This is a genomic window from Pseudomonas fluorescens (genome assembly GCF_902497875.1).
Lineage (GTDB): Bacteria > Pseudomonadota > Gammaproteobacteria > Pseudomonadales > Pseudomonadaceae > Aquipseudomonas > Aquipseudomonas fluorescens_BR.
The window spans coordinates 72,130-95,576 of record NZ_CABVHY010000021.1; the positions used below are offsets into that span (position 1 = coordinate 72,130).

A 23,447-nucleotide genomic window follows, 5' to 3' on the forward strand; every position below is an offset into this window, starting at 1 on the left:
GTGGTCCTCGTTAGGAAATCAGTTTTTCAAGTTCATCTGCTGATAAACGATTGAGGGCCTCCAAGGATTTAGCCAAAACATCGTGAACCGGTTGCAAATCAGGTTGCAGGGCTTGCACCGCCTGGCTGAAGCCGTGCAGATCGGCGCTGTTGAACAAGGTCTTGATCGGTATCTCCAAGCCCAGTTGCTCGCGCACGCGCAACGTCACCTGAGTCGCCAGCAAGGAGTGCCCGCCCAGTTCGAAGAAGTTGTCGCCAAGGCCGATCCGCGGAAGCGTGAGCACTTCGCCCCAGATCGCGGCGAGCTGTTGCTGCAAGGCCGTGACCGGCGCCACATAGGTGTGCTGCAGCAGGCTGGCATCGGGTTTGGGCAAGGCCTTGCGATCCAGCTTGCCGTTGGCGCTCAACGGCATCTGCGGCAACAGCAGCAGGTGGCTTGGCACCATGTAGTCCGGCAAGGACTGCCCGACATGCGCCTTGAGCTCGGCAACCAGCTGCTGGCTCTGGTACTCCAGCAAAGGCTCGTCGACCGGCACCACATAGGCCGCCAACAGCACGCCGTCCACGGCCACCACCACCGCTTCGCGAACCTGATCATGTTCCAGCAGGCGCGCTTCGATCTCGCCCAGTTCGATCCGCAGGCCGCGCAGCTTGACTTGATGGTCGATCCGCCCGGCGTACTCGATCACCCCGTTGGCGCGATAGCGCGCCAGATCTCCGGTGCGGTACAGCCGTTCACCGTCGCCCAACGGGCTGACCATGAAGCGCTCGGCGGTCAGTGCCGGGCGCCGGTGATAACCGCGCGCCAGGCCCTGGCCCCCGAGGTACAGCTCACCCAGCACACCGACCGGCAGCGGTTCGAGGTTGGCGTCGAGGATGTAGCAACTGAGGTTGGCAATCGGCTGGCCGATCGGCACGCTGTCCCGGCCTTCTTCGACACAGGTCCAGTGAGTGACGTCGATCGCGGCCTCGGTCGGGCCATAGAGGTTGTACAGGCCGGCATTCGGCAACTTGCCGAACACCTGCTGCTGGGCATCCGTCGGCAGGGCTTCGCCGCTGCAGACGATTCGCTTCAGGCTCAGGCAACTGGCGACCTCGGCATCCTGCAAGAACGCCTGCAGCATCGACGGCACGAAGTGCAAGGTGCTGACCTGCTCGCGCTTGATCAGCTCAACCAGCCGGGCCGGATCGCGATGATCACCCGGCGCGGCCAGCACCAGACGCGCACCGGTCATCAGTGGCCAGAAGAACTCCCAGACCGACACGTCGAAACTGAACGGGGTCTTTTGCAGCACCGTATCCTGCGCGTCGAGACCGTAGGCGTCCTGCATCCAGCACAGCCGGTTGGTCAGCGCCGAGTGGCGGTTGCCGGCGCCTTTGGGTTTGCCGGTGGAGCCCGAGGTGTAGATCACGTAGGCGAGGTTTTCCCCCTCGACCGCGATGTTCGGGTTGTCTGGCGAACAAGCGTCCAGCCAGTCGCCGGGCTGATCCAGCACCAGAGTCCGAACCCCGGGTGCCAGCGGCAGGCTGTCGACCAGTGACGCCTGGGTCAGCAGCCATTCGACGCCGCTGTCCTCGATCATGTAACGCAGACGATCCTGCGGGTAGTCCGGGTCCAGCGGCACATAAGCGCCACCGGCCTTGAGGATCGCCAGCAGCCCGACCACCATCTCGATCGAACGCTCCACGGCAATCCCCACCAGACTTTCCGGCCCCACGCCCAGTTCGATCAGCTTGTGCGCCAGGCGGTTGGCCCGGGCATTGAGCTGGGCGTAGTTCAGCCGGGTTCCAGCAAATGCCAGCGCCTCGGCATCGGGGGTTTTCAACACCTGAGCCTCGATCAACTGCTGGATGCTGCTGGCCAGTGGGTAAGGGGTAGCGGTGGCGTTCCAGTCGCGCACAATTAATTGTCGTTCGGTTTCACCCAACAGCTTGATCTCACCCAGCAACTGATCGGGGACGGACTCGGCTATCTGTTGCAGCAGCTGCTGCAGATGGGCTGCCAGCCGTTCGATCACCCGAGGGCTAAAATGCTCGCGGCCATAGGCAAATTGCAGTGACAGGGTTTCCCCCAGGTCCACCAGCACCGTCAACGGGAAGTTGGTCTGTTCCTGGCTCTTGACTTGACCGAAGCTCATCCCTGGCGGCGCACCTTTTTCCAGCGCCGCGGACACCGGGTAATTCTCGAACACCAGCAGGCTGTCGAACAGGCTTTCACCGCCCTGCCCGGCCCAGCGCTGGATATCGAACAAGGGCGTGTGCTCGAACTCGCGCAACCGCAGGTTCAGCGCCTGCAGATCCTGCAGCCAGGCGCCGAGCGGCTGCTCCGGGCGGAGACTGGCGATGACCGGCAAGGTGTTGATGAACAGCCCGACTTGCTGCTCGACGCCCGGCAGGTCGGTCGGACGCCCCGACACCGTCGCGCCGAACGACACGGTCTGCTGCCCGGTATAACGCTGCAGCAGCAACAGCCACGCGCCTTGCACCAAGGTGTTGAGCGTGATCTTCCGGGCGCGGGCGAAGGCTTCCAGACGGCGAGTCTGCTCGGCCTCAAGCAGTTGCACGTGGTGGTCATAGCCGCTGGTTTCCAGCGCCAGCGTGCCATCGTTGCAGCTGCGAGCCAACCGGGTCGGTTCGTCCAGTTGGGTCATCTGTGCTTTCCAGAAGGTTTCGCTGGCCTGCGCGTCCTGACGTTGCAGCCAGCCAATGTAGTCGCTGTAGCGCCCCGTCTGGCTCTGTGGGACTTGCCCGCTGTAGCGTTGCAGCACCTCGCCGAGCAACTGCGAATTGCTCCAGCCGTCCATCAGAATATGGTGACTGGTGTAGATCAATTCATGGCTGTCGTCGCCGATGCGCACCAGCACCAGGCGCAACAACGGCGCCGTGGCAAGGTCCAGGCCGGCCTGCAATTGCTCTTCGGCCAAGGCGTCCAGCACCTGCGGCAGAGCGACCTGGTCACGCCAGTCATGGACGATGAAAGGCAGCTCGGCACGCCGCTGGACGATCTGCAGCGGCTGCTCCTGCTGGCTCGGCCAGATGAAGCGGGTCCGTAGCACCTCGTGCGCCTGCACGGTGTCCTGCCAGGCGGCGCGGAAGTCCTCGACATCCAGACCTTGCACGGTGACGCGCATCTGGTTGATGTAATCGCCCCCGCCTTGCTCGTAGAGGCTATGAAACAGCATGCCTTGCTGCATCGGCGACAACGGGTAGATATCCTCGATGTCCCGGGCTGGCAACGGCAGGTCATCCAGTTGCTGTTGGTGCAGACGCGCCAGAGGGAAATCCGCAGGCGTTACTCCGCCATTGGCGGCCTCGCGGCAATGGGCGATCAGCGCCGCCAGTTCGCTGGCGTAGTCGTCGGCCAGATGCTGGATAGTCGCTTCATCGAACATCTGCCGGCTGAAGCTCCAGCCCAGGCTCAACTCGCCGCCATAGACCTGGCCATTGAGTGACAGCCAGTTGCTCAGTGGCGCCGCATCGCTCTGCTCGGCACCGGCCTGCTCGCTGGCTGGCACGAACAGCGAGTTTTCATCGAACTGCTGGTCAAACTGGCCCAGGTAATTGAAGGTAATCCGTGGCCTCGCCAGATTGCCCAGCGTCGCCTGGGTCGTGGCATCCCCAAGGTAACGCAAGGCACCGAAACCGAGACCTTTACCGGGTATCGCCCGCAGTTGTTCCTTGATCGCCTTGATCGAAGCATCCAGGGTCGCCTGGGGTGTCAAGCGCAGCGGGTACAGGCTGGTGAACCAACCGACCGTGCGAGTCAGGTCGAGATCGTCGAACAGCGCCTCGCGGCCATGGCCTTCCAGCTCAATCGAGGTCTCAACCTGCCCCGTCCAGCGACAGATCACTCGCGCCAGTGCGGTCAACAACAAGTCATTGACCTGGGTCCGGTAGGCGGCCGGGGCGTCTTGCAGCAACTGCCGGGTCAGGCCCTGGTCAAGGCGCGTCTGGACGATCGCCAGGTGGCGGTTTTCCAGGCTGCCCTGGGGGCGGTCGCAAGGCAGCTCGGCGGCAGCACCCTGGGTCTGCCAATAACCGAGTTCGCGTTGCAGTTCGACGCTTTGCCCGTAAACCTGCAGACGCTCGGCCCAAGCCTTGAACGCATTGCTCTTGAGCGGCAGCTTGACGGCCTGCCCGAGTACTCGCTGTGCATAAGCACTCTGCAAGTCTTCAAGCAAAATCCGCCAGGACACGCCGTCCACCACCAAGTGGTGAATCACCAACAACAAACGCTGGCTGCCATCGGCCATCTGCGCCAACAGGGCACGCAACAAGGGGCCTTGTTGCAGATCGAGCGAACGCTGGGCCTCGGCGCACGCGGCCTCAAGCTGATCGGCATCGGCCACTTCGGTTTGCCAGAGCAACTGCACGGTCGAATCAACCAACAGGTGAGTCGCCTGCCAGCCCGCTTGCGCCTGGCTGAAGCTCAGTCGCAGGGCATCGTGATGACTCAGCAGCGCCTGCAACGCTTGCTCAAGGGCCTCGGGCTGCAGCCTTTGCGCCGGTTTGAGCAACAACGACTGGTTCCAGTGATGACGCTCAGGGATGGCCTGGGCGAAAAACTCATGCTGGATCGGCAGCAGCGCAGTTGCCCCGGTGACCGGTCGCTGATCGACCAGCGTGCCGGCTTGGGAGACTTGAGCGACTCGCGCCAGCCCTTGCACGGTCTGGTGCTGAAACAGCTCCTTGGCGCTGAAGTGGATACCGACTGCGCGAGCGCGACTCACCACCTGGATCGAGACGATCGAGTCACCGCCCAGCTCGAAGAAGTTGTCAGTGATGCCGACCTGTTCGAGCTTCAGCACCTCCTGCCAGATGTCGATCAGACTTTGTTCCAGCGGATTGGCTGGCGCCTTGTAGCCGTGCTGCGCTGCCGCGACATTCGGCTCTGGCAGGGCCTTGCGGTCCAGCTTGCCATTCGGCGTCAGCGGTAACTGCTCGAGAAACACCAGGTGCGCGGGCAGCATGTAATCCGGCAAGGTTGCCTTGAGCCAGGCGCGCAGGCCTTCCTCAAGTTCCGCCTCTCCCTGGACGGGCACCACGTAAGCCACCAGCTGCGTTCCACTGCCCCCCTCCCGGGCAACCAACACGGCTTCATGGACCTGAGCATGCTCGAGCAGACGCTTTTCGATTTCCCCCAGCTCGATGCGGAAACCACGGACCTTGATCTGATGATCGACCCGTCCCAGGTACTCAATCTCGCCATTGGGCTGGTACCGCACCAGATCCCCGGTGCGATACATCCGGTCAGCGAGTTCGCTGAACGGGTTGGGCACGAAGCGTTCGGCGCTCAAGTCAGGCCGCAGCAGATAACCCCGGGCAATCCCCGCGCCCGCCAGATACAACTCGCCGACGACGCCCAGCGGTACTGGCTGCAGCCGCGCATCGAGCACGTAACTGCGGGTGCCGGCAATCGGTCGGCCGATGCTCGGCGGTCCACCAGCCACCCGCCGTACGTAAGTCGAGTAGGTGGTGTCTTCGGAAGGTCCGTAGAGATCGTAGACATGGGACAGCTGCCGATGACTGTAGAGCGCATCCACCAGCGGCTGCTTGAGCGGCTCGCCGGCCAGGTTGATGATCCGCACGCTCTCGGGAATTTGCCCGGACTGGTGCAAGGCGGCAATTGCCGAAGGCACGGTATTGATCAGGGTCACCCGATCGCGAGCCGGAAGCTCGGGCAGTTCCAGGGCATTTTGCGCAAGAACGAAGAAGCCACCGCCAGCGAGGGTGACGAACAGTTCCCAGACCGACAGATCGAAGCAGATCGAAGTGGAGGCCAGCACACCCTCCAAGTCATGTCGGGAATAGACCTGATGGGCCCAGTGAATCAGCGCTACCGCATTGCGATGGGTAATCGCCACGCCCTTGGGTTTGCCGGTGGAGCCCGAGGTGTAGATCACATAGGCAAGGTTGTCGGGACCGGCGCAAGGCGCGAGGTTCGGCGAGTCGAACCGCTGATCGTCGCTGTCCGGTTCGACCGCCAGGACCTCGAGGCCCTCGGCGGCCATCGTCGCCAACGGCCCATCGACACCCACCAACAGCAGCCGTGCCCGGCTGTCGTGCAGCATGTACGCCAGGCGCTCGGCCGGGTATTGCGGGTCCAGCGGGACATAGGTGCCACCCGCCTTCAACACCGCCAGCAACGCGACGATCATTTCCACCGAGCGCGGCAGGGCGATACCGACCCGTACTTCAGGACCGACCCCGCGCTCGCGAAGTCGAAGTGCCAGGCGGTTCGCTCGGGCGTTGAGCTGACCATAGCTGAGCTGCTGCTCACCAAAGACCATTGCCAGCTGGTCGGGGGTCGCCTGCACTTGGGCCTCGACCAACTCATGAATGCAGTGCTCGGTCGATTGCTCCAGCGCGTGACTGTTCCAGTCGTGCACGATCATCTGCTGCTCAGGCGTATCGAGCAGCGGCAACTCGGCAATGCACTGGGTCGGGTCGGCGACTATCGCCCGCAGCAGATTCAGCCAATGGCGCGCCAGCTGTTCAACGGTGCGGCGTTCGAACAGGTCGGTGGCGTAAGTCAGGGAGGCGCATAGCCCGTCTACTACTTCAGCGGTATCCAGCGTCAGGTCGAACTGGGCGGCGCCGCTATTCCAGGCGATGCCCTCGATGCGCAAGCCCGGAAGTTCGGTCGGTCGACGCTCGACGTTCTGATGATTGAACAGCACCTGGAACAGCGGGCTATGGCTCAGGCTGCGTTGCGGTTGCAGCGCGTCCACCAACTGTTCGAACGGCAAGTCCTGATGGGCCTGTGCCTCAAGCACCGTCTGGCGAACCTGTTGCAACACGTGCTTGAAGTCTTGCTGCCCATCGACCTCGGCACGCAATACCTGGGTGTTGACGAAGAAGCCGAGCAAGCCTTCGGTCTCGACCCGGTTGCGGTTGGCCACCGGCACGCCGACGCGGATATCGCTTTGCCCGCTGTAGCGGTGCAGCAAGGTCTGGAACGAAGCCAGCAACAGCATGAACAGCGTGGCGCCTTCACGCCGGGCCAACGCCTGCAAGGCCTCGGCCAGCGGGAGATCCAGCGCGAAATCCAGACGGGCGCCACGGAAACTCTGCTGCGCCGGGCGTGGGAAGTCGAACGGCAACTCCAGCACCGGCTGCTCGCCCGCCAGTTTTGCGCTCCAGTAGGCCAACTGGCGCTGACTCTCGCCATCGCTCATCCATTGGCGTTGCCACACGGCATAGTCGGCGTATTGCAGCGGCATCGGCGCCAGGGCAACGGCTCGTCCTTCGCTGTAGCCGGCATAGAGTCGCACCAGCTCATCGACCATCAGTTGCATCGACCAGCCGTCCGAGACAATGTGATGCTGGGTGATCACCAACACATGCTGCTCCGCTCCCAGCGTCAACAGCTTGACCCGCAATAGCGGCCCGGCGAACAGGTCGAAAGGACGACGGATCTCCTCCTCCACTCGCGCCTGGATCGCCTGCTTATCCGCCAGCAGCTCTCGTTCGATCTGCAACGTCAGTGTGGGCGCAATGACTTGCAAGGTGCGCTGCCCTTGCTCGACGAAGGTCGTGCGCAAGGATTCATGACGTTCCACCAAGGTCTGCAGACTGCGCTGCAGCGCATCGATATCCAAACGGCCGCGCAGCTGCAGTGCACTAGGCACATGGTAAGCCGCGCTCTGCGGGTCCAGCTGCCAGAGGAACCACTGCCGTTCCTGGGCAAAGGACAGCGCCATCGGCTGGCCGCGCTCCTGGGCGAGCATCGGCAATGTCAGCGTCTGCTGCTGGCGGGCGCATTCGGCGGCAAATGCCTTGAGGGTCGGCTGCTCGAACAGGGCCCGCAGTGGCACGTCCAGTTTCAACGCATTCCGGACCCGCGAAATCACCTGGGTCGCCGACAAGGAGTGGCCGCCACGTTCGAAGAAGTGATCCGCCAGACCGATCGGCTCGACCTGCAACACCGCTTCCCAGATGCTCGCCAGCTGCAGTTGCAGAGGGCTGCGCGGAGCCTCGTAAGCGTGTTGCGCGAGGCTGAAATCAGCGCTTGGCAGGGCCTTGCGGTCTAGCTTGCCGTTGTTGTTCAGCGGTAGGCCGGCCAGCAACAGCAGCTGCGCGGGCACCATGTACTCCGGCAGTGTCTGGCGCAGAGCCGCCTTCAGCTGATCAAGGTACCGCTGCCGATGCAGTTCATCGGCCTGCATCAGCGCCGGATCGCTGGCCACCACATAAGCCACCAGCTGTGCGCCGGTCGGGCTTTGCTGGGCGATGACCGCCGCCTCGCGCACCTGATCCAGAGCTTGCAGGCAGGCTTCGACTTCGCCCATTTCGATGCGCAAGCCGCGAATCTTCACTTGATGGTCGATACGCCCGACATACTCCAGGTCACCGGCCGGGTTGTAGCGCGCCAGGTCGCCGCTGCGATACAGACGTGCGCCCGGCTCACTGGCGAATGGATCGGGCAGGAAGCGCTCGGCGGTCAGCCCCGGTCGGTCGAAATAGCATTGCGCCAGGCTGGTGGCGGCGCCGATGCACAACTCGCCGACACCACCGGCAGGCAGCAGATTGCCCGCGCTATCGAGGACATACAGCGCCCGCCCGGCAATGGCCCGACCGATCGGAATGCCGAAGGTGTCACTGGCATCTTCCAGGCGACATTCATGAATGCTGGAAACCACCGTGGCCTCGGTCGGCCCATAGGTGTTAAGCAAACGCACATGGCCGAGCCCGGCGGCGTGCCACAAGCGCAAGCCTTCGACCGACATGGCTTCGCCACCGACATGCAGCTGGCGCAACTCGCCGAGACTACGGCCTGCTCCGCTCGCACACTCCTGGGCCAGCAGGTACCAATAGGCCGCTGGCAGGTCAGCCAGGGTCACTCGCTGGCGGACGATTTCATCGACCAGTTGCCCGGCATCCCACAGCTCATCGCCGCGCATGATCAACGCCGCGCCGACGCACAAGGACGGGAAGCACTGCTCGACAAATCCGTCGAAGCTGAAGGTGGCGAACTGCAGCACCCGGTCCCGGGCCGACAGCACGGAATAGTGCGCGGCGCTCTGGCAGAACTCGCGCAGGGCTGCGTGATCGATCGCCACGCCCTTGGGTTGGCCGGTAGAGCCGGAGGTGTAAATCACATAGGCCAGGTCGTTCGCCGTGGACTGGTTCTGCGGATCGCTGTCAGGGTAATCGGCCAGTTCCGCACCGGACTGACTGAGGCACAGCTCCGTCAGCTGCGGCGGCAACGTCAGCTCCTCGAGCAAACCGGATTCCCACAGCAGCACATCGAGTCGGCTGTCGCCAATCATGTAGGCCAGTCGCTCGGCCGGGTATTTCGGGTCCAGCGGCACATAGGCCGCACCCGTCTTGAGTACCGCCAACAGGCTGACGATCAGTTGCGGGCCACGGCGCAGCGCCAGCCCGACTCGCTGACCGGGGCCAACGCCGCATTCGAGCAGGCGGTGCGCCAGGCGGTTGGCCCGGGCATTCAACTGGCCATAGCTGAGGGTCTGATCCCCCGCTTGCAGCGCCAGCGCCTCGGGGGTCGCCGCGGCCTGTGCGACAATTCGCTGGTGCACCAGCGCCTGACTTTGCAGCTCCACTTCAACGCCCGTGTTGCGGCCGAGCACCGCTTGGCGGCCGGCCTCGTCGAGCAGTTCCAGGGCCCCCAACCGGGCCTCCGGCATCCGCACCAGTTGCTCCAGCAGATGACTGAGATTGGCCCCCAGCTCGACCACCTGAGCCGCGCTGAACCGCGCCCCGTCGTAACTGAACTCCAGGCTCAGGCTCGCGCCCAGTTCAATGCCCAGGGTCAATGGATAATGGGTGCGCTCATGGTTGTGCATCTCGCCGAACTGCAACCCGGCGGGAGCGCCTTGCTTCAAGGCCTCGGCCACCGGGAAGTTTTCGAACACCAGCAGGCTGTCGAACAGCGCGCCCTGCTGCCCGGCCCAGCCTTGAATGTCGTAGAGCGGCACATGCTCGTGCTCGCGCAAGCTCAGGTTCAACGCCTGCAATTCGCTCAACCACTGCGACACTGGCTGGTCCGCAGAGGCCGCACAGATAATCGGCAACGTGTTGATGAACAGACCCAGTTGCTGCTCGATTCCCGGCAATGGCGCCGAACGTCCAGCGACCGTGGCGCCGAAGGCGACGCAATCCTGGCCGGTGTAGCGCTGCAGCAACAGACCCCAGGCAGCTTGCAACAGGGTGTTGAGGGTGACCTTCTGCTGCCGGGCAAAATCGCCAAGACGCCGAGTCGCCGTGATATCCAGGGCCAGCCGATATTCGCCGTCGGCGCTGGCGCTGGCTGGTCGGCGTAGCGCTTGCGCCAACAATGTCGGAGTCTGCAGCGGCGCCAGCGCGGCTTTCCAGAATTGCTCGGCGTCCAGCGCCGATTGCTGCTGCAACCAGCCCAGGTAATCGCTGAATTGCCCCAAGGGCGCGCCCGGCGTTTGTCCGGCGTAATGCTGGATCACTTCGGCGAGCAACTGCGCGTTGCTCCAGCCGTCCATGAGGATGTGGTGGCTGGTGTAGATCAACTGCCAGGCATCGACGCCGGTGCGCACCAACAGCAGACGGAACAACGGCGCCGCGCTCAGCTCGAAACCCCGAATGCGTTCAACTTCGGCCAGGGCATCGAGGTCCGGATCAGCGGCCTCGACCACTTGCAACTGCACATCGAGTTGACGATGGATCACCTGATGGGCGACTTCGAGCCCCAGCCAGTGAAAACTGCTGCGCAGAATATCGTGGCGATCCAGCGCGGCCTGCCAGGCCCTGGTGAACTTCTCCAGGTCCAGCCCCTGTATATCCAGGCGCAGTTGGTTGATGTAGGCCCCCACTTCGGGTTCATACAAGGTGTGAAACAGCATGCCTTGCTGCATCGGCGATAGCGGGTAAATATTCTCGATAGCCGCAGCCGCGACCGGCAATGCATCCAGCTGCGCCTGGCTGATGCGTGCCAGCGGGAAGTCGGATGGCGTGGCTTGCCTGGCGGGAGTCAGGCAGCAATGTTCGATCAGCGCCTGGAGTTCCTCGACATAGGCATCGGCCAGTCGCTGAACGCTGGACTCGGCGAACATCTCCCGGCTGAATCCCCATTGCAGCGACAGCTCGCCGCCATATACCTGGCCTTCCAGCGTCAGCCAGTTGGCCAGCGGCGCCTCGGCATCCTGGGCCTGGCCACTACTTTCCGCCGCCGGTTGGAACAACGCCGACTCATCGAACTGGCGGTCGAACTGGCCCAGGTAGTTGAAGGTGATCCGGGGTGGCGTCAGGCTGGCGAGGGACTCGCGCACCGACGGCTCGCCCAGGTAACGCAACAGGCCATAACCGAGGCCTTTGCCGGGTACCGCACGCAGCTGCTCCTTCACCGCCTTGATCGAAGTCGGCAGCTCTTGGTCCGGCTGCAACCTGACCGGAAATAGGCTGGTGAACCAGCCCAGGGTCCGGGTCAGATCCAGCTCGTCGAACAGATCCTCGCGACCATGGCCTTCCAGCTGGATCAGCGTGGAGTCCTGCCCGCTCCAACGACAGATGACCCGTGCCAGGGCGGTCAGCAGCAAGTCGTTGACCTGGGTGCGATAGGCCGCCGGCGCGCTTTGCAGCAGTTGCCGGGTCAATTGCGCATTCAGTCGCGACTGGATTTTTTGCCCGTGACGATTCTGCAGGTCACCCCGGGGGTTATCACAGGGCAGTTCGACCACTCCCTGGTGCTGCGCCTGCCAGTAAGGCAGCTGTTCGACGAGCTGTGCCGCATGTTCTTGCAGGTGCCCGGCCCAGGCCTGATAGGCACTGGTCTTGGCCGGCAGGACCGAGGCGAGGCTGTAGGCCTGCTGCAAATCTTCCAGCAGGATCCGCCAGGACACGCCATCCACCACCAGGTGATGAATCACCAGCAGCAGGCGCTGGCCGCCCTCCTCCAGGTTGACCAGCATGGCGCGGATCAGCGGACCCTGCAGCAGATCTAGACTGCGCTGTACCTCGTCGCACAAGGCTGACAATGCCTCGACGGACGTAGCCCGACGCAGCCACAACCCGGACTCGCTGACCGGGGCCGCGTGCTCCTGGCGCCAGCCGGTCGGCTCCTCGGAGTAACGCAGGCGCAGGGCATCGTGGTGATTGATCAGCCGCGTCAGGGCCAGTTCCAGCCGCTCGGGGACCAGCGCTTCGCGCGGGGTCAACAGCAGCGACTGATTCCAGTGCCCACGCGCCGGAATCGTCTGGTCAAAGAACGCCTGCTGGACCGGGGTCAGGATCACCTCGCCGATGACCGGCCCCTGATCGATCAGGTTTAGGCTATCGAATCCCGCCACCCGCGCCAGACTGCGCACACTCTGGTACTGGAACAGATCCCGCGGGCTGATGCGGATCCCCGCCTGACGGGCGCGGCTGACCACTTGAATCGAGACGATCGAGTCGCCGCCCAATTCGAAAAAATTGTCATCGAGGCCGACTCGCTTGAGTCCCAGGACATCGCGCCAGATGGCGGCCAGGGCCTTTTCCATTTTACTGTCGGGTTCGACGAAGCCTTGTTGTGGCGCCGCTTCCGGCTGCGGCAAGGCCTTGCGATCGAGCTTGCCGTTGGCCGTGACCGGCAACTTCGGCAAGCTCATCAGGTAGCCTGGCACCATGTATTCCGGCAGGCTGTCGAGCAGCCAGGTCTTCAGATCCTGCTGCCATTGACCATCGACCTGCGGGCCCTCCAGCACCAGATAAGCCACCAGATGCCGGGCGTTTTGCACCAGTACCACGGCCTCGCGCACCAGCGAATGCTGCATCAGCCGGGTCTCGATCTCACCCAGTTCGATCCGCAGGCCGCGCAGTTTGACTTGATGATCGAGGCGCCCGAGGTACTCGATCACCCCGTCGAGACGCTGCCGCACCCGGTCGCCGGTGCGATACAGCCGCGCTCCGGCCTGGAACGGGCACGGCACGAAGCGCTCGGCACTCAGGCCCGGACGCCGATGATAGCTGCGCGCCAGACCGGCGCCGCCCAGGTACAACTCGCCTGCCACGCCGGCGGGTACCGGCAACAACTGCGCGTCGAGTACGTAGGTGTGCAAATTGGCGATGGGCCGACCGATCGGCACGCTGTCCGCGCCTTCATCGATGCAGGTCCAGTGAGTGACGTCGATGGCCGCCTCGGTCGGACCATAGAGGTTATACAACGCCGCGGCCGGCAACCTGGCGAAGACCTGCTGCTGCGCATCCAGCGGCAGTGCTTCGCCGCTGCAGACAATGCGTTTCAAGCTGACGCAAGCGGCGACGCCCGGCTCATGGATAAACGCCTGGAGCATAGAAGGCACGAAGTGCAAGGTGCTGATCCGCTGCTTGCCGATGGTCTCGATCAGCCGTGCCGGTTCGCGATGTTCGCCTGGCGCGGCCACTACCAGTCGGGCACCGCTCATCAGAGGCCAGAAGAACTCCCAGACCGACACGTCAAAACTGAATGGGGTTTTCTGCAAGACTGCATCGCTGGCATCCAGTCCATAGGCCTGCTGCATCCAGCACAGACGGTTGACCAGCGCCGCGTGGCTATTGCCGGCGCCCTTGGGTTTGCCGGTGGAGCCGGAGGTGTAAATCACATAAGCCAGGTTCAGGGCATTCATTGCAATCTGCGGACGGCTTTCGCTGTAGCGATCCAGCCAGTCATCATCCTGGTCCAGGGTGATCACCTTCACCCCCTCGCTCGGCAAGGTCTGCTGCAGCGAGCTTTGCGTCAGCAACAGGGTGATGCCGCTGTCTTCGATCATGTAGGCCAGGCGTTCCTGGGGATACTCCGGGTCCAGCGGCACATAGGCCCCGCCCGCTTTTAAAATCGCCAGCAGCCCGACGACCATTTCCAGCGAGCGCTCGACGGCGATCCCAACCAGCACATCCGGACCGACACCCTGTTCGCACAGCAGATGCGCCAGCTGGTTGGCCCGGGCATCCAGCTGCCCATAGCTCAACTCACGCTCGCCAAACACCAGGGCTGTGGCCTGCGGAGCGCGTTGCGCCTGGGCTTCGATCAACTCATGGATACAGCGTTCGACCGGATAGCTTTCTTCGGTGCGATTCCAGTCGTGGACCAGCGTCTGATATTCCCTCGCCTCGAGCATCGGCAGTTCGCCGATGCGCTGGGTCGAATCACCGACCAGCGCGTGCAACAGGTGGGTCCAGTGCCGGGCCATGCGCTCGATGGTGACGGCGTCGAACAGGTCGTTGGCGTAATTCAGGGCCGCCTGCAATTTGCCGGACTTTTCGTAGGTGTCGAGGGTCAGGTCGAACTGGGTGGTGCGGCTTTGCCATTCGATCAGGCCCAGCTCCAGGCCAGAGGCGGGGGTTACCGTGGAAATGTCCGCGACCAGCGGCTGATGGTTGTACATCACCTGGAACAGTGGTGTGTGGCTCAGGCTGCGCTCCAGCTTGAGCGCCTCCACCAGCCGCTCGAAGGGCAGGTCCTGATGGGCCTGGGCGCCGAGGGCGGTTTCCTTGATGTCCCGCAACAGGTCGGCGATCCGGGTCTGCCCGGTAAGTTGGGTGCGCAATACCTGTGTGTTGACGAAGAAGCCGATCAGGCCTTCGATTTCCACGCGGTTGCGGTTGGCGATCGGCACGCCGACCCGGATATCCTTCTGCCCGGTGTAACGGTGCAGCAGCACGTTGAACGCGCCGAGCAACAACATGAACAAGGTGATGTTGTGCTGCTGCGCGGTGGCCCGCAATTGCTCGGCCAACTGGCCGTCGATCGCGAATTCATAACGCGTGCCGCGATAGCTGGGCATCGCCGGACGCGGATGATCGGTCGGCAACTCCAGCACCGGATGCTCATCGCCCAGCTGCGTTTGCCAGTACGCCAATTGCCGCGCCTGCTCGCCGGCCTCCAGCCAGCGGCGTTGCCAGAGCGCGTAGTCGCTGTACTGGATCGGTAACGGCGCCAGTTGCGGTGGCTCGCCACGATCATGGGCGTCGTAGCAGCGGATGAACTCGTCGATCAGCACGTTCATCGACCAGCCATCAGAAACGATGTGGTGCAAGGTCAGCAACAGGACGTGTTCTTGCTCGTCGAGCTTGAGCAGCTTGACCCGCAGCAGCGGCCCGAACGCAAGATCGAAGGGCAACAGCGACTGCAGCCCGGCTTCAGCCACCACCGCCTGTTCGCGCTCGACGTCCGGCAAGGCACTGAGGTCGAGCTGCTCGATAGCCAATGAAGCCAGCGCCGGGACCTGTTGCAGGCTGTCGTCGGGCTGGCGCTGAAATACCGTGCGCAAGGTTTCATGCCGCGCCAGCAGACTGGCGAACGCCTGCTCCATGGCCGGCAGATTCAACTGTCCCTTCAGTCGCACCGCGCCTGGCAGGTTATAGGCACCACTCTGCGGATCCAGCTGCCAGAGAAACCACATGCGTTGCTGGGCATAAGACACTGCTTGACGATCCTGCGCCTCGACCCCCGCCGGAATCGGCAGCTGGGCGAAATCCACGCCCTCCTTCTGCAAGGCGGCCAGAAAAATCTGGCGCTTTTCCAGGGGCAACCCGATAAACCGGCGAGCGAGTTTCAAGGAGTCATCAGCATTCATTTCTTAGCATCCGGATCAATAGGCAGGAAGCACAAAGGCACGTCGTCCCTATAAAACGAATGCAGTCGGGAAAAATTAGCGAGTGAGAACAAGTAGCAGAAGGGAGGGTGTAGCGCGGAAACAGACCGGCAAAAACCGCAGCCACAGGGCATGTGGGCGGTCACATCCACCAGCTTTTTTATGGGCCAATCACATCAGCCAGGCTCGACACAGATCCACTGTGGGAGCGAGCCTGCTCGCGATGAACGAAAACGCGCTGCACCTGAAAGACCGCATCGCCTTCATCGCGAGCAAGCTCGCTCCCACAGGTATTGCGCCGGTCACAACAGTTGGGGTTGCCGCACCTTTAAACAGCCACCTGGAAATGGCGCCGGTGATGGATTTCCAGGTGACTCTTGATCATCAGCAGGACCTTGGCCTCATGCTCGTGGATGAAGAAGTGCCCACCGGCCAGCATGTCTACCGAAAAACTGCCCTGGGTTTCCTTGCGCCAGCCAATCAGTTGTTCGGTGCTGGCCCGGTCCGTGGTGCCGCCGAGCACGTGCACCGGGCATTTGAGCAGCGGTCGGGGTGCCGGATTGAAACTTGAACACAACAGAAAGTCGGCGCGCAGCACCGGCAAAGTCAGACTCATCAGTTCTTCATTGGCCAGTACTTCTTCGCTGGTGCCCTCAAGGGTGCGCAACTGCTCGATCAACTGTGCATCGGTTTTGCGCACCGACAGCTCTCGATCGTATTCCGCGCGCTGAGTCGGCGCCGCGGTACCCGACGCAAACAACGCCACCGGCTCCGGACACCCCAGCGCCCGCAGGGCATGGGCCATCTCACAGGCCAGCAAGGCACCCAGGCTGTGACCGAACAAGGCATACGGTGCCCTCAGCGTAGGCATGCATTCTTTGGCCAGTTGCAGCGCCAGGGTGCGCATGTCGGTCTGCAAGGTTTCGTCAAAACGTGCGCCGCGTCCCGGCAGCTCCACCGGTTGCAATTGCAGCCACTGCGGCAGCTTGCTCCGCCAGCGGCTGTAGACCATGGCGCTGGCCCCGGAATACGGCAGGCACAGCAGTGTCAGCTTGGTCACCGCGGTTACCTCATTAAGTTGTCTGTAAAAAGGGAACGGACGACAGGCCCGGCGAATTAGTCGCAAGACCATAAATTTCCCGACAGAGCGCTCGTTCCCTGTTCAGACCAAAACCAACAAGAGGCATCGTCGTGGACCTGCAGACCATCCTGTCAAAGCTGTTTGCCAATGCCGGCGCGGTTGGCATTGAAGGCGTCTTTCAGTTCGTGTTCGCGCCGCAACTGGCGTTCTGGTCCGAGGTCAAGGCACAAAGCCGCACTGAAGCCGGCCACCACGCCAATCCCGACGTCACCATCGAGGTAGCGGAAAAGGACTTTCTGGGAATCATGGGTGGGGTGGCCAATGTCGAGGAACTGTTCGCCAGCGGTCGGCTGAAGATCGGCGGCAACATGGGCCTGGCAACGATGCTGCCGCAGATCATCGACCACGCACGCCAGGGCGGTGGCAAGGCCGAGAAAGTCGACATGAACAAACGCTATCCGACCCCGCCGCGCTTCAGCGAAAAAATTTCCGCCAGCCTGCCGATCCAACACAGGGTGGAACGCCGGCCGCGCAGTGAAGTGACGGTCAGCGAGTTCCAACAGCGCTACCTGCCCTACGGTATCCCGCTGGTGATCAGCGATGCCTTGCAGGACTGGCCGCTGTTCAAACTGAGTCGCGAAGAGTCGCTGGTGCATTTCGCCGAGTTGCAAGGCATCACTCGCCATGGCGACTACGTGAAAAAAACCTTTTCCACCGAACGCGACTTTCGCTCGACCTCCATGGTCGACTTCATCGCCTCGCTGGAGACTCCGGCAGTTAAAGGCGCGAATGGCGAACCGCCGGCCTATATGGGCAACAACATCCTGCCAGCGCAACTGATGGAGCAGATCAACTACCCACCCTACTTCGAACAGGCGCTGTTCATTGCCCCGCGGATCTGGATCGGCCCGAAAGGCACCCTGACCCCGCTGCACCGCGATGACACCGACAATCTATTTGCCCAGGTCTGGGGCCAGAAAACCTTCACCCTCGCCGCCCCCCACCATCGCGAGGCACTCGGCACCTGGTCGACGTCCCCCGAGGGCGGGCTCGATGGCTGTGAGGTCAACCCGGATGCACCCGACTATCAGCGCTTCCCTGCTTCCCGCGAGGTGACCTTCCTGCGGGTGACCCTGCAGGCCGGCGATCTGCTGTTTCTGCCCGAGGGCTGGTTCCATCAGGTCGAATCGGTAACGACCTCCCTGTCGGTGAATTTCTGGGTGAATTCGGGACGTGGATGGTAAATGGGCATTCTTTCTCCAAATTTCGCCGGACGCGGACCCTGTGGGAGCGGGCTTGCCCGCGAAGAACGATAATGCGGTCCGCCTGACAGACCGAGGTGGCTTCTTCGCGGGCAAGCCCGCTCCCACAGGGTCATTCGGCATCAGGGCAAGCCCAATCCCACCGGGACAAGCGTCGACCGCTCAACCCAGGCGCCGAAAGCTCTGAATCGCCGCACCCAACACCACGACCCCCGCCGCCAGCGCCACCCAGAACCCGCTGCGGGCGCCGAAGGCATCCACCAGCCAGCCCGAGCTGGCCGCGCCGATCGCCACGCCGATGCTCAAGCCCGTGACCAGCCAGGTCAGGCCTTCAGTGAGCTTGGCCGGCGGCACCAGGTTTTCCACCAGGGCCATGGCCACGATCAAGGTCGGAGCAAAAAACAGTCCGGAGACGAACACCGCCATCGACAGGCCAAAGATATCGCTGGCCAACAGCAGCGGCAGCGTGGTCACCGCCGTAGCGACGCCCCCATACAGAAACAGCCGCGGCAACGGGATGTCCAGTTTCAACGCACCAAAGGCCAGCCCGGCCAGACACGAACCGATGGCGTACACCGACAGCACGATACTCGCGGCCGCCGGCTGGCCCTGCTGCTGGGCAAAAGCCACGCTGACCACATCAACCACACCGACGATAGTGCCCAGGGCCACCATCAACAGGCACAACAGACGAATCGCCCCCGAACGAATGATCGAACCACGGTCATGATCCTCATGCGGATGTACCGGCGGCTCGGTTCCACGTTGCAAGACGAACGCCGTCACGCCGACCGCCAGCATCAACAACGCCGCCAGCGGACCCGCCTCGGGAAACGCCACCACGCACAACCCCACCGACAACGGCGGGCCAACGATAAAACACACCTCGTCCAGCACCGACTCCAGCGCATAGGCCGTCTGCAACTGCGGCTGGCCGCGATACAACTCGGTCCAGCGGGCTCGGACCATCGCCGACATGCTCGGCATGCACCCGGCCAGCGCGGCAAAAACGAACAACGTCCAGTTCGGCGCCTGCAAGCGGGTGCAGAGCAACACCATCAACAACGCCCCACCACCGACCAGCGCCGACACCGGCAGCACCCGCCCCTGGCCGAATCGATCGACCATGCGCGACACCTGCGGCGCACACAGCGCCGTGGCCAGGGCAAAGGTGGCTGCCACCGCCCCCGCGAGCGCGTAACCACCCTGCAATTGCGCGAGCATGGTGATCAGCCCGATGCCGGTCATGGAGATCGGCATCCGCGCGATCATCCCCGCCAACACAAAGGCTCTGGCGCCGGGGGCGTTGAATAACTCGCGATAGGGGTTTGCCATCTGGTTCCAGCCTCATCAGGGGACTGCAACTTGCCACAAACCGCAATTGAGCAGAAGCAAAGATCAAAAGATCGTCCGAACGCGGCCCGAACCTGCGGCAGCTCCTACGGGATTAGGGTTTACCCTGAGCATGCGGGTGTACGCGGTCGGCGGAGCTGCCGCAGGCTGCGATCTTTTCGGCTTCACGCGACTTCAGGTCAAATCAACCACCGTCCCCTGAACTCTATCCCCACCCATCAGTCAGCTAATTAGGCCCTCTATCCGGAGTTCCATGGCAATGGCTGCCCCTCATTCAGAACGACAAAGCACCGAACGACAGAGTCTGATCGACGCCCACGGCATCATCGGCGACATGCGCAGCGCGGCGCTGGTGAACGACAAGGGCAGCATCGACTTCTTTTGCTGGCCGGAATTCGATAGCCCATCGATTTTCTGTTCCCTGCTCGACTCCCCGGCCGCCGGAATTTTCCAACTGGCGCCGGATCTACCCGATGCCCGACGTGAACAGATTTATCTGCCCGACACCAACGTGCTGCAAACCCGCTGGCTGAGTGAACGTGCCGTGGTCGAAGTCACCGATCTGCTGACCATTGGCGACAGTGAGGATGACTTGCCGTTGTTGATCCGCCGGGTGCGAGTGGTCAGCGGCACAGCCAGCATTCGTATGCATTGCGCGGTACGCCACGATTACGCCCGCACGCGTACCAAGGCGCGAATGGAAGGTCCGGATGTCTGCTTCGAGGCGCCCGCTCAACCCGGTTTACGTCTGGTTTCAAGCCACTCGCTGCAGATCGATGAGCACGCCGCCAACGCTGAATTCGTGCTCGAACTGGACCAGAGCGCCGAATTCATTCTCGGCGGGAGCGACGACCCGCGGGTACAAACGGGGTGCAGCGAGCTGTGCCTGGAGCGCACCCTGAAGTTCTGGCGCGACTGGATCGGCCGCTCCAGCTACCGCGGCCGCTGGCGAGAAATGGTCAACCGTTCGGCGCTGGCGCTGAAGCTGCTGACCTCGCGCAAACACGGGGCAATCCTCGCCGCCGCCACCTTCGGCCTGCCGGAAACCCCGGGTGGCGAACGCAACTGGGATTACCGCTACACCTGGATCCGCGACGCCTCGTTCACCGTCTACGCCTTCATGCGCCTGGGCTTCGTCGACGAGGCCAATGCCTATATGCGCTGGCTGCGCGGACGGGTCAGCGATTGCAGCGGCAAGTCGATGAAACTGAACATTCTGTACGCTATCGACGGGCGCCAGGAGTTGCCGGAAATCGAGTTGTCGCACCTGTCCGGCCACGGCAATGCAGCGCCGGTGCGCATCGGCAACCAGGCGTACGAGCAGATCCAGCTGGATATTTTCGGCGAGCTGATGGACGCCGTCTACCTGGTCAACAAGTACGGCGAAGCCATCTCCCATGAAGGCTGGCGGCACACTCGAGAGGTGGTCGATCAGGTGTGTGAAGCCTGGCAGCAGAAGGATGTTGGCATCTGGGAAATGCGCGGCGAACAGCATCACTTTCTGCATTCCCGGCTGATGTGCTGGGTCGCCGTCGACCGCGCCATCCGCCTGGCCTCCAAACGCTCCCTGCCCGCGCCATTCGCCCGCTGGGACCAGACCCGACAAGCGATCTACGAGGACATCTGGAGCAATTTCTGGAACGAGGAACGCGGGCATTTCGTCCAGCACATCGGCAGTACCAGCCTCGACGGCTCGATGCTGTTGATGCCTCTGGTGCGCTTCGTCGCCGCCACCGATCCACGCTGGTTATCGACCCTGCACGCCATCGAGAAAAGCCTGGTGCGCGCTGGCATGGTCTATCGCTACCACAATGACGACAGCCAGATCGACGGCTTGCCAGGCACCGAAGGCGCCTTCGCCGCCTGTTCCTTCTGGTACGTGGAATGCCTGGCCCGCGCCGGCCAGGTGGAAAAAGCCCACCTGGAATTCGAACAACTGCTGCGCTACGCCAACCCGCTCGGGCTCTACGCCGAAGAGTTCGACAGCCATGCCCGGCATCTGGGCAATACCCCGCAAGCGCTGACCCACCTGGCGCTGATCAGCGCGGCGAGTTTTCTCGATCGCAGGTTGAGTCGAGAGAAAACTCTTTGGCAGCCATAAGGGTCTGGACCAAAAACGAAAAGCCCGGCACTGGGCCGGGCTTCAAGGACATCAACTGATCAGGAATCAGTCGTGTTTGTGGTGCTTACGCTTGTGGCCGTGCTTGTGCTTTCGGCCGCTGGAATGACTGTCATTATCATTCGCCAGGTTGCTACCCACTGCACCACCCGCCGCGCCGCCGAGGCCGGCACCGATGGTGGAACCGGTGGAACCACCGAGTTTGTTACCGATTACCGAACCGCCCGCCGAGCCGATACCACCGCCAATCGCGGCTTCGGTCCGGCTGCCCTTGCGAGCGCCCACGGCACTCCCCGCTGCGCCGCCAACACCGGCGCCAATCGCTGCACCGGTGCTGCCACCGAGCTGCTGGCCCACCACGTTCCCTAACGCACCACCAAGACCGCCGCCAACCGCGGCTGTACCATCGCCTGCCGCCATTGCACCCTGAGCGACCAAAAGCCCAAGAACCATTGTGGGCAATGTTAAACGCATGATGAGAACCTCAAAAAATGCTGGATATTGTAGGTGGGAGAATGCTGGATGATAGCAAGTTACGCACCTGACCCTGCTAGATCCCTGTGAGATGCAGGGGATTGGACATCTTTTAAGGAAAGAGTTTTCACGCAGGCAAAAAAAAGCCCGCTGGGGAACGGGCTTAATGGATTTGCTTTTTAACGGATGGTTTAAGCCTACGCAGCCGCTTGTGAATAATTCGTGAAAGAAATGTCGCGCAGATGAGAAAACCGCAGGCACACAGAGGGTCGGAACACATCCGACCGCTACAGCGTTCTTTGGCCATTACCGATGCTTCTGGCAATGCCTATCGCCAAATCCATAGCGGCCTCCATGTCCAGATTGTGCAGCTCGGGTGCGTAGTCCTCGACGATGGCTTTTCCGTTCGGCGCGTGAACATTCACCAGCAGCAGCAGGGAACCATCCTTCAATATCTGCGCTTTCACTTCGATCCTGCAGCCATTGGAGAGCGTTTCCCGATGATCCACATGGCGTTCAGTCATCACCCGCATCCTTCTGAAGTTCAAGTCTCGTAGGTACACCCGGTCGCGTCACGCTACTTGGGTGCACGATCGTTAAAAGTCAGGTAAGTCCTTGATGGATCTACCCGAGCCACCATGCTCTTCAACTTCGACGGTCACGTGGCCATCCGGGAGCGCCTTGAGAACCAGCCGACCGCCATGGACCTGCTGGCCCTCGGCAATAAAGAGCGTATCGATGATGTCGCCGTCATCAATGGAAGCCACTACTACCGAAACTGGCACAACCTCTTCGCTGCCACTCTGGTGAGGTTCATCTCCGCTATAGGGAGCCCACTTGAGGTATTCGACAATCCCGGCCTCATTCCTGCGAACGCTGGTCACGACATAAAGAGACATGGGCCCACCTTGAAAGCTTGCGCTTTCATGTACTGATCAAGACTCCAACCTACCCCCATTACGCGCCACCAGCCATAGCGTAACGACGAGTTGCGCCAGCAGGTGTTCCTGCAAAATCCCGGTCACCTTGTCGGTCGGTCAGCCTGGCTTCTGAGCCTATTGGAACTGACTCCGTCCTGAAACAGAATTACAGCTGTTTCAGCCAAACGCCCTCAGCGTTTTCAAGCCTTGCGGGCATAGTTACTGGCGCCAAACCAGTCGACCACCACCACTGCTTCGTCACCAACCACCCAGGCATCGTGGCCTGCCGGCAGAGAGGTGATGTCTCCCGGCCCGGCGATGATCTCAGTGCCGTCATCCATAAGAATCGCCAGTTTGCCAGCGACGTGATACTGGAAGTGCGGCGCCTGACAAGTAGGTGTCTGGGCCAGCGGCTGGATGTCATTGGTCCAGCGCCACCCGGGTCTGAAGGTGAAACGCCCCACCTCTGAATGACCAATTCTGAGGATTTCAGCTTTCCCGTGAGAAAATTCGCGCGTTTCGTCGGGTTCCGAGAAGGACTTATGCTCGATCACTTGCTCGTAAGTAGACATGAAATAGCCCTCGAATGAGTGGCTGGAAAGTCTGTAGCAACGCAAATGGCATCAGGCTGCCAGCAGACCATCGGCATCGCACTTCATTGATGCATCCAGTAATTCTAGTCCTTTAATGGTGG

9 protein-coding genes are annotated in these 23,447 nt (G+C 62.3%); 2 read left to right on the forward strand and 7 right to left on the reverse strand.

All coding sequences use genetic code 11. The features are described from left to right. Positions 1–10: 10 nt before the first annotated feature. Both F8N85_RS20810 and F8N85_RS20815 read right to left on the reverse strand, forming a co-directional pair. Entirely contained in the window at positions 11–15,526 is a 15,516-nt protein-coding gene (locus F8N85_RS20810; protein ID WP_150805405.1) for a non-ribosomal peptide synthetase, read from the reverse strand. 346 nt (positions 15,527–15,872) lie between these two features. Further along, complete coding sequence (locus F8N85_RS20815) at positions 15,873–16,604, reverse strand: thioesterase II family protein (RefSeq protein WP_224795719.1); 732 nt, start codon at positions 16,602–16,604, stop codon at positions 15,873–15,875. Positions 16,605–16,735: 131 nt separating this feature from the next. On the opposite strand from F8N85_RS20815, the gene F8N85_RS20820 reads away from it, so the two are divergent. Continuing rightward, on the forward strand, positions 16,736–17,869 hold the full coding sequence (locus F8N85_RS20820) for a cupin-like domain-containing protein (RefSeq protein ID WP_150805407.1): 1,134 nt from the start codon (positions 16,736–16,738) through the stop codon (positions 17,867–17,869). 180 nt (positions 17,870–18,049) lie between these two features. On the opposite strand, the gene F8N85_RS20830 is transcribed toward F8N85_RS20820, so the two are convergent. After that, positions 18,050–19,222, reverse strand: coding sequence for an MFS transporter (locus tag F8N85_RS20830; protein WP_150805409.1), 1,173 nt, complete (start codon positions 19,220–19,222; stop codon positions 18,050–18,052). A gap of 277 nt (positions 19,223–19,499) precedes the next feature. Here F8N85_RS20830 and F8N85_RS20835 point away from each other — a divergent pair, with 277 nt between their 5' ends. After that, positions 19,500–21,341 carry a glycoside hydrolase family 15 protein gene (locus tag F8N85_RS20835; RefSeq protein ID WP_150805410.1) on the forward strand — a complete coding sequence of 614 codons (1,842 nt, stop codon included), beginning with the start codon at positions 19,500–19,502 and terminating at the stop codon, positions 21,339–21,341. 66 nt (positions 21,342–21,407) lie between these two features. On the opposite strand, the gene F8N85_RS20840 is transcribed toward F8N85_RS20835, so the two are convergent. From F8N85_RS20840 to F8N85_RS20855, 4 genes are all read right to left on the reverse strand, one after another. Then, positions 21,408–21,833, reverse strand: coding sequence for a hypothetical protein (locus F8N85_RS20840; protein WP_150645240.1), 426 nt, complete (start codon positions 21,831–21,833; stop codon positions 21,408–21,410). Between the two features lie 287 nt (positions 21,834–22,120). Further along, positions 22,121–22,357 carry a hypothetical protein gene (locus F8N85_RS20845; RefSeq protein ID WP_150805411.1) on the reverse strand — a complete coding sequence of 79 codons (237 nt, stop codon included), beginning with the start codon at positions 22,355–22,357 and terminating at the stop codon, positions 22,121–22,123. Between the two features lie 72 nt (positions 22,358–22,429). Beyond that, positions 22,430–22,732, reverse strand: coding sequence for a hypothetical protein (locus F8N85_RS20850; RefSeq protein WP_150805412.1), 303 nt, complete (start codon positions 22,730–22,732; stop codon positions 22,430–22,432). Positions 22,733–22,953: 221 nt separating this feature from the next. Continuing rightward, on the reverse strand, positions 22,954–23,325 hold the full coding sequence (locus F8N85_RS20855) for a cupin domain-containing protein (RefSeq protein ID WP_150805413.1): 372 nt from the start codon (positions 23,323–23,325) through the stop codon (positions 22,954–22,956). Between the last annotated feature and the right edge of the window lie 122 nt (positions 23,326–23,447).

What these genes read in the sequence shown, in the direction of transcription:
- F8N85_RS20835 (WP_150805410.1), top strand. Translation starts at nt 19,500, where the DNA reads ATGGCTGCCCCTCATTCAGAACGACAAAGCACCGAACGACAGAGTCTG.
- F8N85_RS20845 (WP_150805411.1), bottom strand. Translation starts at nt 22,357, where the DNA reads ATGACTGAACGCCATGTGGATCATCGGGAAACGCTCTCCAATGGCTGC.
- F8N85_RS20810 (WP_150805405.1), bottom strand. Translation starts at nt 15,526, where the DNA reads ATGAATGCTGATGACTCCTTGAAACTCGCTCGCCGGTTTATCGGGTTG.
- F8N85_RS20830 (WP_150805409.1), bottom strand. Translation starts at nt 19,222, where the DNA reads ATGGCAAACCCCTATCGCGAGTTATTCAACGCCCCCGGCGCCAGAGCC.
- F8N85_RS20840 (WP_150645240.1), bottom strand. Translation starts at nt 21,833, where the DNA reads ATGCGTTTAACATTGCCCACAATGGTTCTTGGGCTTTTGGTCGCTCAG.
- F8N85_RS20850 (WP_150805412.1), bottom strand. Translation starts at nt 22,732, where the DNA reads ATGTCTCTTTATGTCGTGACCAGCGTTCGCAGGAATGAGGCCGGGATT.
- F8N85_RS20855 (WP_150805413.1), bottom strand. Translation starts at nt 23,325, where the DNA reads ATGTCTACTTACGAGCAAGTGATCGAGCATAAGTCCTTCTCGGAACCC.